Here is a 12,329-nt window from a genome sequence, read left to right on the forward strand (position 1 = left end):
CGCGTGCCTTCCTCACCCGTCAGGATGCCCGGGCGGCCCGGGACGCGCCGCCGGCCGCGGCGGCCTCGGCCGAGGCCTCCAGCTGGCGGAGGAGGCGGAGGTTGATCGCGTCGAGGTTCTCGCCGCCTTCGGTGCCCTTGGGCGTTTCGAGAATCATCGGCAGCGCGGCGAACCGGGGGTCGGCCACGATCCGGGCGAACGGGCCCAGGCCGAGCTCCCCCCGGCCGATCCCGGCGTGCCGATCGACCCGGCTGCCGCACCCCTTGGCGCTGTCGTTGAGGTGCCAGGCCCGGACGCGGCCGAGGCCGACGATCCGATCTAGCTCCCCGATCGTCTCATTGTACTCCGAATCCGTCCTCAGCCGATAGCCCGCCGCGAAGATGTGGCAGGAGTCCAGGCAGATTCCCAGGCGGTCGGGATCGGTCACTCGGTCGAGGATGGCTCTCAGGTGCTCGAACCGGTGGCCGAGGCAGCTTCCCTGCCCGGCGGTCGTCTCCAGGGTGATCTGACATCGCACTCCGGCGGTCCTCCGGTGGACCTCGTCGAGCGCCGCCGCCACTCGGGCGATCCCGGCCTCCTCACCGCTGCCAACGTGGGCCCCGGGGTGGCTAACCAGGGCGACGATCCCCAGCGCCTCGGCACGTTCTAGCTCGACGGTCATGGCGTCGATCGACTTGTGCCAGAGCACGTCGTCGGGGCTGGCCAGGTTGATCAGGTACGAGTCGTGGGCCACCGGGTCGGTCAGCCCCATTTCGGCGGTCGCCTGGCGGAACGCGGCAATCTGATCGTCGGTCAGGGGCTTGGCCTTCCACTGGTTGTTGCTCTTGGTGAAGACCTGCAGCGCGTTCATTCCCAGGGCGGCCGCGGCTCGGGCCGCCTTGTCGTGGCCGCCGGCGATGCTCATGTGCGCCCCGAACTTGCGGCGGATCCAGCCCACCGCGTTCTTCGATCGTTTCGCTGCCATGCCCGGCCTCCCTCCCTCGTCCTCGGGACGGCGTTCCCTGCGATTCTCGGCCCCACTCTATCGCGAGCCTCCCCCGACGGCCACGCCGACCGCCCGCCGCGATTCGGCGATCTCGGGTCATTCGGGAACGAACGCCGACGTCCGCTGGCCTCTCCGCTCACCGGGGCGTTTCCGACCGGATCGTTGGAGAGGGCCGATCGTCGAGAAGAGGAGTGTCCTCCCTCTGAGCCTGGCCGGGGAGACGGGAACGCCGGTCGATGATACGATGGCTCAGGCCGAGACGGCCGAGAGGATCATCGAGCGGAGGTGGGCGTCCGACCTCGTCCTGGGAGGTCGACCGAGCCGGAGCCGGAGCCGGCAGGAGACGTCCTTGAATTCAGACGTCCTCGGATCCGGACCTTTCCCCGGAACGATCGGGAACCCGCCATGGCTGGACTCTCGTCCCGGTTGATCACCGCGATGGGCGCGACCCTCGCGACCCTCGGCGTGGTCGGGGCGGCTGGCCTGACCTGGGGGGAGCACGCGCTGGCCGTGCCGAGGGCCCTCGGCGGCGGCATCGGTGAGTTCGAGACGACCGGATGGGCGGGTCGGCTGATCATCGGCCCGTTCTGGCTGCCGAACCAACTGGTGGTCCTCGCGGCTGGGATCGTCTGCTGGTGCTCCTGGCTTCGGGCGGTGGGGATCGGCCGGATCCCGGTCGCCCTGCCGATCTGCTTCTGCCTGTATGGGATCGGCCACGCCGGCGTGATGGTCTACCTCTTCTCCGGCGGAGGAGCGGCAACCCTCGGCCCCGGGGCGCCGCTGACGGTGCTCGCGTTTGCCGCCATGCTCGTACTGTTCGGCATCGAGTGCCTGTCGGTCCCCAGGAGCGGCCGGAGCGGGAGTCCCGAGTCGAACCGCCCGAAGCCGGCGAGGGCACGTCGCGGTCGCTGAACCCGGCAATCTCCTCCCGACTCGCATCGCCGCACCGACCCCTCGGCGGCAACCCGGTTGCCCGGAAGAAGCCGACCGGGGGGGACCGGCAGCATCATCGGCCGCGCTCGGACCCGATGGAGGCCGAACGGGTCGGGCGTTGTCTGCCTGGTGCGATCGAGTGATCCAGACCGGCCCTGCCGGACGTCGCCGAGAGGCCGTGCTGATGCTCGATCCGGAGCGACCCCGAGCAGATCGATCGCCGCCGTTGCCGACATCGCCCTGACCGACGGTGTGGCAGCGACGATCATCGGACGACGCCCCTCCGATGTTCCGGGGAGAGCCGAGACCCGGATCCGGGGGGACGACCATCGGGAGGCGACCGAGCCTGGCGAGGGCCAGGACGCTCGGGATCGGGAGGCTTCAGTTCGGCTCGGGGACGGTTTCGGAGGGCTCGAGCGCCGACTCGTCCGGGACCGGGGCCTCGGGAGAGTCCTCGTCCCGATAGCTGCCCAGCGCCCGCCAGACGGCCGGTGCGACCGACCGGGCGTAAGTCCGCACGCTCCCGTCCATCAAGAGGATCCGGATCCCCTCGACGTGCCCGCTGGAGGCTCCCATGAACGCCGATCGCCCGTCCTCGGCGATGCACGAGGAGGCCGAGGCCGGCGGGAGCGCATGGGAGTACAGGGTCGACCTCCAGCCGAGTTCGAGCCAGGACCGGCCGGCGTCGGTGAGGAGCGGAGAACTCGGGAGGTCGGGGCAGCCGGCCTCGGGGATCGGCCCGGGGACGACCTGGTAGTCCCGGATGCGTTCCTTCGCGGTCCCGGCCGAGCCGACGAGCCGCTCGGCGAAGGAGGCGGTGTACGAGGCCCCGTGCCCGGCCTCGACCTCCTGGGTTGTGACCCTCTCCCCGGGGGAGAACGGCCCCAGGCGGCCATCAGGGCCAATCCCGGCGTTCGCCCGATAGCTGACCGGGGCCGGGAACACCCGGGCGGTGGCCATCCGATCGCTCGGGCAGACGACCCCGGGGAGGTAACCTTCGAGGGGAGGCTCTCCCGAGGGGGGGGGCGGAGGCGAGTCGGGGGCCAGCGCGGTGAGGTCGGTCACTCCGAGCTGCTGGAGCATCTCGGCGATCGGCCCGGAGCGGGGCGGTTCGGTCCCGTCGAGCAGCGGCACCGCCGGCAACCGTCTCGTCGCCTGCTCGTAGAGCCCCAGCGCCAGACCGATCTGGTGGAGGTTTCGAGTACAGGTCACCGATCGGGCCGCCTCCCGGCTCCGAGTCAGTCCCATCATCAGGAGCAGGATCAGGACGCCGATGACGAGGATGATCACCAGCACCTCAGCGGGGCCGACCCCGGTCCGATCGGAGCCGGAGGGAGTCGAGTCGGGACGTCGCATCGTTCGATCCGGGTGGGTCCGCGGTGGGGGGCTCACACTCGATTGTCGTTCTCGATTGCATTGTCGCGATTGATTCGCTCGCGTCTACCGAGTCATCCGCCGAGGTCCCCGATCCGGGAGAGCAGTTCGGTTCGATCGGGGAGGAGGCGGCGATCGGCCGGGCGACCCGCCACGATCCCGGCGGCGGCGGAGGCCAGCCGGAGCCGGTCGATCAGAGGACGGCCCTCGGCCAGAGCGACGGCATAGACGCCATGGAAGACGTCGCCGCAACCCGTGGTGTCGATGACCCGAACCGGCAGCGCGGGAACCCGGATCGTCTCGTCCGGCGCTAGGGCGTCAACCGCCTGAACCCCGGCCTCCCCGCAGGTGACCACCACGGCCGATTGGCCCGGAGCGCAGAGCCGTTTGGCCGCCTCTCCCGGGTCGTCACTGCCGGTCAGCCAAGCGGCGAACGATCGAGCGAGGATCAGGTGGTCAGTGGTTGCCAGCAGTTCCCGGAATCCGGGCTCCTCGTCACGCTCGAAGTCGCCGACGACCGGGACGCCTGCCTCCCGGGCGATCCGGGCCGCCCGGAGCATGGCCACGACGCCGATATGGTCGACCAGCAGGGCCGAGGCGGATCGGATCGCCTCGCCTGGGGGCCAATCCGGATCGGGGCCGACGAATCCCGATCGGTTGGAGAAGATCGTCCGAGACTCGTCGTCTCTGCCGACGATGATGGTCGACCGGATCGGCCCGGCTCCGGGCCGTCGGCGCGTCATGGACGTGTCGATCCCGGCCTCGCGGAGGGTTTGGAGGACGAGATCCCCGGCCTCGTCGTCGCCGATCACCCCAGCGTAGGAGCATGGCACCCCCAGCCTCGCCGCGGCCAGCAGGGCCGTGCCGGCCAGCCCTCCGATCCGTCGAGCCCGGCCGAGGACGCGAGCCTTGCCGTCGGCGAGGGGGTAGGACGCGACGGTCAGCAGCTCGTCGATCGCAACGGCCCCCATGCCGAGCACCGGGCCGATCGGGTTGCGCCGGTCGTTCGGATCGCTCACAAGAACTCCTCGGACGTGCCCTCGATCCCATGCTCCGGGCGTCTCCGACGGGGGCGAGGGGGTCGGGAACCCCGTTGCGACTGTTGGCTCGGATGCGGGATAATTGCAAGGAGTTCGAATCCCGCCGTGATTTCCCCTCCCCGATGATCGCCCGGCCTCGTCCCGGGCGGAGAATGCACTGATGGCCGACGAAACCCTCCTGAACTTGCTCGACGATGTCCGAAGCAAGACGCTCAAGGAACTGCAAAACCTCGATGATACCCATGCGCGCTGGGCGCCTCCGAATCTCCAGAATTCCTGCCTCTGGCACGCCGGCCACGCCTACGTGGTTACCGAGCATCTGACCATGCGCGGCCTCGGGGCCTCCCCCCAAGTGCCCGAAGGTTGGTTCAAGATGTTCAGTTGGGAGAGCAACCCGGCGCACATCGCCCCCGAGACCTGGCCTCCCCTGGAGGAGGTCATCGCGGCCCTGAAGGCCCAGCACCAGCGGCTTCGGGATGTGATTGCCGGGCTCTCCCCCGAGCAACTCGACGCGACCGACCCGGGGAACCCCAATCACACCGTTCGCTTTAGCATCATGCACGGCCTGCACGACGAGGCCCGGCATAGTGGGGAAATCTCCCTGCTCCGGAAGCTCATGACGAGGACCTTCGTGGTGCAGTCCCCACCGAACTACTAATCAGCAACCCTCGTAGCAACAAAAGGATCGGGGTGATCGTGCGTCGAACCGGCTCGATCGCCCCGGCCTCCCGCCCCGGTCCGTCCGACCGGATCGGAGCCCTCCCCCCCCCTGCTCTCGACCCCGACGACTGCGACCCTCCCTGATCGGGCCGGCCACCGCGCCGAGACCGGGCGAGGCCGGCCCCCAGCCGAACCGGGAGCCGAATCGATGAGACCGCCGACCTTTGCCCCGCTGACGCGATCGCTCGCGATGCTGGCCTGCTGCGCCGGGTTCGCTTCCCCGCCGGCCCTCGCCGACGACGCCGATCCGGCCGCGGCGGTCGACTACAGCCGGGACATTCGCCCGCTGCTTTCCGACGCGTGCTTCGCCTGCCACGGCCCCGATCAGAAATCGCTCAAGGCCGACCTTCGGCTCGATCAAAAAGCAAGCGCCTTCGCCGATCGCGGTGGTTACGCGGCGATCGTCCCCGGCGACCCCGAGGCGAGTGAGCTCCTCCACCGGATCGCCAGCGACGACGAACTCGACCAAATGCCTCCCCCCGAGTCGAACAAACGGCTCACCCCCGAGCAAGTCGAGCTGTTCCGAGCCTGGATCGCCCAGGGGGCACCGTGGGAGGAGCACTGGGCCTTCGTCACCCCCACCCGCCCCGATCCTCCCGCGGTGGAGGATGAGAGCTGGGTCCGTAATCCCATCGACCGATTCATCCTCCACCGGCTTGATCGGGAAGGCCTTCGCCCCTCCCCCGAGGCCGAGCCCGAGGCGCTCGTGCGGCGCGTGTTCCTTGACCTGATCGGCCTGCCCCCGACCCCCGAGGACGTTGACGCCTACCTCGCCGACGATCGCCCCGACCGCTTCGAGCAACTCGTCGATCGCCTGCTCGAGGACCCTCGATTCGGCGAGCATATGGCTCGATTCTGGCTCGACGCCGCCCGATACGGCGACACGCACGGCTTGCACCTGGACAATTACCGCGAGATGTGGCCCTACCGCGACTGGGTCATCAACGCCTTCAACCGCAACCTCCCCTACGACCAGTTCATCATCGAGCAACTGGCCGGTGATCTGCTGCCCGACCCGTCGCTCGACCAGATCATCGCCACCGGCTTCAACCGCGCCCACGTCACCACGAGCGAAGGCGGGTCGATCGAAGAGGAGGTCTACGTCCGCAACGTCGTCGAGCGCGTCGACGCGACCGGATCCGTCTTCCTCGGCCTGACGATCGGTTGCGCCCGCTGTCACGACCACAAATTCGACCCGATCACCCAGCAGGATTACTACTCCCTCTTCGCGTTCTTCAACTCGATCGACGGCAACCCGCTGGACGGCAACGCCAAGGCCCACCCGCCGGTCGTCCAGGTCCCCTCCGAAGCGCAGGAGGCCGAACGAGAACGATTGAAGGCCGAGCTCGCCTCGGTCACGGAGCGGATCGCGGCCGCCGTGGCCGCCGTCGACTACGACCCGAGCCGGGACGACGATCAGGGGGAATACGTCCGCCGAGAGGATTTCGTCTGGGTCGACGACGCCCTCCCGCCCGGCGCCAAGCCCTCGGGAGAAGGCGACTGGTCGTTCGTCTCCGGGCCGCAGCACCCGGTCTTCCGGGGGGAGTTGGCCCACGTCCGATCGGCCGATGGCCTGTCGCAGCACGACTTCACCGAGGCGTCGCAGGGCTTGCTGGTCGGCGAGGGGGACACCCTGTTCGCCCACGTCTTCCTCGACCCGCTCAATCCCCCCAAGGAGCTGATGCTCCAGTGGAACACCGGCGATTGGAAACACCGGGCGTACTGGGGTGAGAACCTGATCGAATTCGGCGAGGACGGCACCGGCGAGCGTCTCTTCCGAGGGCCGCTGCCGACGACCGGTGAGTGGGTCCGTCTGGAGGTCCCCGCGGCCGAACTGGGCATCGCCCCGGGAACGTCGATCACTGGCATGGCCTTCACCCAGCACGGGGGCACCGTTCGCTGGGATGCCGCCGGCATCCGCACCTGGACTCCGCAACCAGGCAAGACCTACACGACGCTCGCCTCGTGGATCCGAGACCAGAAGATCCTTGGCGACACGTCCCCCGCCCCCGAGGAGATCCGCAAGCTCGTCGCGGTCGAGCCCGGCAATCGGACCGAGCAGCAGAAGGCCCGGCTCCGCGACTACTTCGTCGAACACGCCTACGCCCCGGCTCGGGCGGTGCTGGAGCCCCTGCTCGCCGAACGGGCCGCGGTCGAGAAGGCTCGCAAGGAGCTGGAGGATTCGATCCCGACCACCCTCGTCTGGAAGGAGATGGCTGAGCCGAAGCCGGCCTACATCCTCAATCGGGGAGAGTACGATCAGCGCGGCGAGCAAGTCGGTCGGGCCGTCCCCGCCTTCCTGCCCCCGATGCCCGACGGCGCGCCGAAGGACCGACTCGGCCTGGCCCGATGGCTCGTCGACCCATCCCACCCGCTGACCGCCCGGGTCGCGGCCAACCGCTTCTGGCAGCAGGTCTTCGGCGTCGGCCTCGTGAAGACCTCCGAGGACTTCGGCGCCCAGGGCGAACCTCCCAGCCACCCGAAGCTGCTCGACTGGCTCGCCGTCCAGTTCCAGGAGGACGGCTGGGACGTGAAGCAGTTCATGCGGAGGCTCGTCACGTCGAGCACCTACCGGCAGACCTCCCGGATCACTCCGGAACTGCTGGCGAAGGATCCGAAGAACCGGCTCTACGCCCGGGGGCCTCGGTTCCGCCTCGATGCGGAGACGATTCGCGACCAGGCGCTCTACGTCTCCGGCCTACTGTTCGAGGAGGTCGGCGGCCCGAGCGTCAAGCCGCCCCAGCCGGCCGGTCTCTGGGAAGCGGTCGGCTACACCAGCTCGAACACCGCCAAGTTTGTCGCCGACACCGGCCGGGAGAAGGTCCACCGCCGCAGCCTCTACACCTTCTGGAAGCGGACCGCTCCGCCTCCCCAGATGACGACCTTCGACGCCCCCTCACGCGAGGCGTGCATCATGCGGCGAGAGCGGACCAACACCCCGTTGCAGGCGCTGCTGCTGCTGAACGATCCGCAGTACGTCGAGGCCGCCCGCGCCCTGGCCGAGCGAACGATGGGAGAGGCCGGCTCGACCACCGAGGAGCGAATCGTTCGCATGTTCCGCCTGGCCACCGCCCGCCGTCCCGAGGCCGATGAACTGGCCCAGCTCACCGCCACGTACGAGGATCTGATCGCCTCCTATCGGTCGGACGTCGAGTCGGCCCGGCAGCTCATCACCATCGGCGAGACGACCCCGAATCCGGACCTCGATCCGGCCGAACTGGCCGCCTGGACAGTGATCGCCAATACCTTGCTGAACCTGGACGAGGTCATCGTGAAGGGCTGATCCCCTCAGATCGGAAGAATCCCGACCTCAGAATCGGAGGAACGCGACCATGGACCCGATCCTTGAGCGGATCCAGACGCTCACCCGCCGCCACTTTTTCGGCCGCGGCGCCCTCGGCCTGGGGACGGCTGCGTTGGCCTCGATGCTGCCCGACCGCGCCGCGAGGGGAGCGAACGGCGCGGCCGATCAGAACCGCCCCGCACCCTCCGGCGGCCTGCCCGGCCTGCCGCACTTCGCCCCCAGGGCGAAGCGGGCGATCTACCTGTTCATGTCCGGCGCCCCCTCGCAGATCGACCTCTTCGACTACAAGCCCGCCATGGGCGAGTGGTTCGACAAGGACCTGCCCGAGTCGATCCGCATGGGGCAGCGTCTGACGACGATGACCAGCGGCCAGGCCCGCTTCCCCATCGCCCCGTCGAAGTTCAAGTTCGCGCAGCACGGGCAGTCGGGGGCCTGGGTCAGCGAACTCCTGCCGTATACGGCGAAGATGGTCGACGACCTCGCCATCGTCCGCTCGCTGAATACCGAGGCGATCAACCACGACCCGGCGATCACCTATATCTGCACGGGTCACCAGCTCCCCGGCCGAGCCAGCCTCGGTGCCTGGCTCAGCTACGGCCTGGGGACGATGAACGCCAATCTGCCCGACTTCGTCGTGATGACCCCGAGCTGGTCCGGCCGCAGGGACGCCCAGGCGCTGTACAATCGCCTCTGGGGTTCCGGCTTCCTGCCGAGCAAGCACCAAGGGGTCCGCCTGCGCACCGATGGCGATCCGGTCCTCTTCCTCTCGGACCCTCCCGGCGTCAGCCAGGCCAACCGTCGACGGATGCTCGACACGCTCGGCGCCCTCAACCAGAAGCACTTCGACGAGTTCGCCGACCCCGAGACCCAGTCCCGGATCGCCCAGTACGAGATGGCGTTCCGGATGCAGACTTCGGTCCCCGACCTGATGGATCTGTCAGACGAGCCGAAGCACATCCTCGACATGTACGGGCCTGAAGTCACCAAGCCCGGCACCTTCGCTTACTGCTCGTTGATGGCCCGCCGTCTGGCCGAGCGCGACGTCCGCTTCGTCCAGCTCTTCCACCGAGGCTGGGACCAGCACGGCAACATCGCCGGAGACCTCCCGAACCAGTGCAGGGACATCGACCAGCCGTGCTGGGCCCTCGTCCAGGACCTCAAGCAACGCGGGCTGCTCGACGACACCCTGGTCGTCTGGGGAGGGGAGTTCGGCCGAACCATCTACTGCCAGGGCGGGCTCACCAGGGAGAATTACGGTCGGGACCACCACCCCCGCTGTTTCACCATCTGGATGGCCGGCGGCGGGATCAAGCCGGGCATCGTCCACGGCGAGACGGACGAGTTCAGCTACAATGTCACCAAGGATCCGGTGCACATCCACGACCTGAACGCCACGATCCTTCACTGCCTGGGGATCGATCACCGCCGCTTGACCTACAAGTTCCAGGGGCTCGACGTGCGGCTCACCGGCGTCGAGGACAACGATCCCGTCGCCGCCTTGCTCGCCTGACGGCCATCGGTCATCCTGGACGGGCCCGCTTCCAGCCTCCTCCGGCCGGGAGCGGGCCCGTCTCGTTTGTCCCAGGCCGATTCCCGCCGCCGAGGAGTCCTCGGATGAACCACCGCGCCTCACTCGCGTCGCTCGCCGTGCTCGCGGCGGCCGTGCTCTCCGCGTCCCCCCGGGCGGAAGCCCAGCCGGCCGGGGCGAATTACGACGAGTCGAAGGTCCCCGACTACACCCTGCCCGACCCCCTCGTCGCCGAGGACGGCACCCGCGTGATGTCCCCCGAGCAGTGGCGGGACGTCCGGCGTCCCGAGATCCTCCGCCTCTTCTCGGAGCTCATGTACGGCAAGACCCCCGGCGGCCGCCCCGAGCGGATGCGCTGGGAGGTGGTCGACTCCAGCGACGACGCGCTGGACGGCCTGGCAACGCGGAAGCAGATCCGCATATTTTTCGACGGTCGCGACGACGGCCCCCGCATGGACCTGCTCCTGTACACGCCCGCCGCCGCGGAGGGCCCGGTGCCGACTTTCCTCGGCCTGAACTTCCGGGGGAATCACACCGTTTTCCCCGACCCGGCCATCCTCCTCCCCGACGGGGCGGACGAGGCGGATCGCGGCGAACGAAGGGGCCGCTGGCCGATCGACGTCATCCTCCGGAACGGCTTCGGCGTCGCGACCGCCTGGTACTTCGACATCGATCCCGATGTCAAGGACCAGTGGTCCGACGGCGTCCACCCGATTTTCTACGCCGAGGGACAGGACCGTCCCCTCCCTGACGAATGGGGGGCGATCGGCGCCTGGGCCTGGGGCCTGAGCCGGGCGATGGACTACCTGGAAGCCGATGAGGACGTGGACGGCAGCCGCGTGATCGTCCTCGGACACTCCAGACTCGGGAAGACGTCCCTGTGGGCCGGCGCCCAGGATGAACGATTCGCGCTGGTCATCTCGAACGACTCCGGCTGCGGTGGCGCCGCCCTGAGCCGCCGACGGTTCGGAGAGACGGTCGAGCGAATCAATACCACTTTCCCTCATTGGTTCAGCGATTCATTCAACCAATTCAACGCCAACGAGGATTCGCTCCCGTTCGACCAGCACATGCTCATCGCCCTGATCGCCCCCCGGCCGGTGCTCGTCTGCTCGGCCGAAGAGGACCTCTGGGCCGACCCCCGCGGCGAATTCCTTTCCGCGAAGCACGCCGGGCCGGTCTATCGCCTGCTCGGCGCCGACGATCTCGGGGTCGACGAAATGCCGCCGGTGAACACGCTCGTCGGCGGGACGATTGGATATCACATCCGACCGGGAGCGCACGACGTGACGCTGCGCGACTGGGACGTTTTCATGGAGTTCGCCACCCTTCGGCTGGGACGAGCGGCCCGGCGGTAAGGCCAACGCTCCAGACCCATCTTCAGATGGAGGACGGTCACAGTTGACCGCCGATCCGGGAGGCCTCGGCGGATCGCGATCGCGACAGGGCTCCCGCTCGCCGCTCCTTCCTCCCGAAAGCGGGGTGAGGCAGGCAGGTCGAGGGGGCGGTGCGCGGTGGCGTTGGATTGGGTCCCTGCCGTTTGAGCGTCATGTTAGCGGCGCTCCGCGACGATGAGCACGCCATCCGTCACCGAGTAGCCTGACCCCCATCCGGTGCCAAAGCCGCCGATGACCGATCCCACGCCGCCGACCCCGATCTGAGTCGCCGGCCCCTGGCGCTCCTGAGTCCGGGCCTCTCCCCGAAGGATCGGAGTCACGGAGACGATCGCGTATCCGTCACCGGACAGCGCCGTCGCCGCGGCCTCGACCCGCTTCGCAAGCGTCGGGCCGTCGACGACGACGACCCATTCCGTCCCCTGGATCTGGGGCAGGTCGGCTGTGACGGCCGGGCCCCGATCCGGCTTCCGGTCGGTTTCCGCGGGGACATAGACCACTCGCACCGCACCGGCCTGGCGGGCGGTCAGGTCCGGCTCCGATCGGACCATGGCCATCAGGGCAGTCCCGCAGGCGATCACGCCGAGCACGACGCCCGGGGAGACAAACTGCCGAAGTGCGGGAATTGGGTTCGACATCGGGATCGCTCCGCGAGGAATGGCGGTGCCGGCTCGCGTCGGTCCCGGGTCCAGGCCGGTCGAACATCGCCGACGCGACGTTCCAGTTTACGACGAGATCCCGGGGCTCGCACGCCAAGGCAAGTCCGGCCCCTCATCTCGGGAGACGGCTCCCGGGGATGACCCCTTCGCGTCCTCCCCCGGTAGAATCCGCTGAAGGCCAGCAGATCCGCCCTCTGGACCGGCACTCCCCTCCCGAGCCTCCGGCACGTGCCCCGATGCCGAGTTCGTGAATGACTGGTGCGACCAGGTGGTGGACGGGAGAGGAGTCGTGATGGTCTTCCGGACCGACAGCGGTTGCGGCGGTCCGTCCGGGGCAACCCAGGCGATCGGACCGATCGGGTCCCACCGTCCTCGATCTCAGCGATCGAGGC

The 12,329-nt window shown here is 68.9% G+C and carries 9 protein-coding genes; 5 read left to right on the forward strand and 4 right to left on the reverse strand.

Going from position 1 to position 12,329, the window contains the following annotated elements; all coding sequences use genetic code 11:
* Window positions 1-19: 19 nt before the first annotated feature.
* A complete protein-coding gene (locus TsocGM_RS12550; RefSeq protein WP_233578808.1) occupies window positions 20-964 on the reverse strand; it encodes a deoxyribonuclease IV in 945 nt (314 codons plus the stop codon).
* Window positions 965-1,390: 426 nt separating this feature from the next.
* Here TsocGM_RS12550 and TsocGM_RS12555 point away from each other — a divergent pair, with 426 nt between their 5' ends.
* On the forward strand, window positions 1,391-1,897 hold the full coding sequence (locus TsocGM_RS12555) for a hypothetical protein (RefSeq protein ID WP_126725719.1): 507 nt from the start codon (window positions 1,391-1,393) through the stop codon (window positions 1,895-1,897).
* Window positions 1,898-2,299: 402 nt separating this feature from the next.
* Here the strand turns inward: TsocGM_RS12555 and TsocGM_RS12560 are convergent, their stop codons facing one another.
* Window positions 2,300-3,274, reverse strand: a complete 975-nt coding sequence (locus TsocGM_RS12560; RefSeq protein WP_126725720.1) for a DUF1559 family PulG-like putative transporter — start codon at window positions 3,272-3,274, stop codon at window positions 2,300-2,302.
* Window positions 3,275-3,366: 92 nt separating this feature from the next.
* Window positions 3,367-4,311 carry a carbohydrate kinase family protein gene (locus tag TsocGM_RS12565; protein WP_126725721.1) on the reverse strand — a complete coding sequence of 315 codons (945 nt, stop codon included), beginning with the start codon at window positions 4,309-4,311 and terminating at the stop codon, window positions 3,367-3,369.
* 181 nt (window positions 4,312-4,492) lie between these two features.
* On the opposite strand from TsocGM_RS12565, the gene TsocGM_RS12570 reads away from it, so the two are divergent.
* The 4 genes from TsocGM_RS12570 (at window position 4,493) to TsocGM_RS12585 (ending at window position 11,242) form a co-directional block, all read left to right on the forward strand.
* Window positions 4,493-4,990: a DinB family protein gene (locus TsocGM_RS12570; RefSeq protein ID WP_126725722.1), complete on the forward strand. Its 498-nt coding sequence runs from the start codon at window positions 4,493-4,495 to the stop codon at window positions 4,988-4,990.
* A 210-nt stretch (window positions 4,991-5,200) separates the two neighbouring features.
* A complete protein-coding gene (locus tag TsocGM_RS12575) occupies window positions 5,201-8,335 on the forward strand; it encodes a PSD1 and planctomycete cytochrome C domain-containing protein (protein ID WP_126725723.1) in 3,135 nt (1,044 codons plus the stop codon).
* A gap of 49 nt (window positions 8,336-8,384) precedes the next feature.
* Complete coding sequence (locus TsocGM_RS12580) at window positions 8,385-9,866, forward strand: DUF1501 domain-containing protein (protein ID WP_126725724.1); 1,482 nt, start codon at window positions 8,385-8,387, stop codon at window positions 9,864-9,866.
* 104 nt (window positions 9,867-9,970) lie between these two features.
* Window positions 9,971-11,242 (forward strand): glucuronyl esterase domain-containing protein, encoded by a 1,272-nt coding sequence (locus TsocGM_RS12585; protein ID WP_199756771.1) that lies wholly within the window; start codon window positions 9,971-9,973, stop codon window positions 11,240-11,242.
* A 194-nt stretch (window positions 11,243-11,436) separates the two neighbouring features.
* Here the strand turns inward: TsocGM_RS12585 and TsocGM_RS12590 are convergent, their stop codons facing one another.
* A complete protein-coding gene (locus TsocGM_RS12590; RefSeq protein ID WP_126725725.1) occupies window positions 11,437-11,916 on the reverse strand; it encodes a hypothetical protein in 480 nt (159 codons plus the stop codon).
* Window positions 11,917-12,329 lie beyond the last annotated feature (413 nt).

The sequence above is a fragment of the Tautonia sociabilis genome (assembly GCF_003977685.1).
Taxonomy (GTDB): domain Bacteria; phylum Planctomycetota; class Planctomycetia; order Isosphaerales; family Isosphaeraceae; genus Tautonia; species Tautonia sociabilis.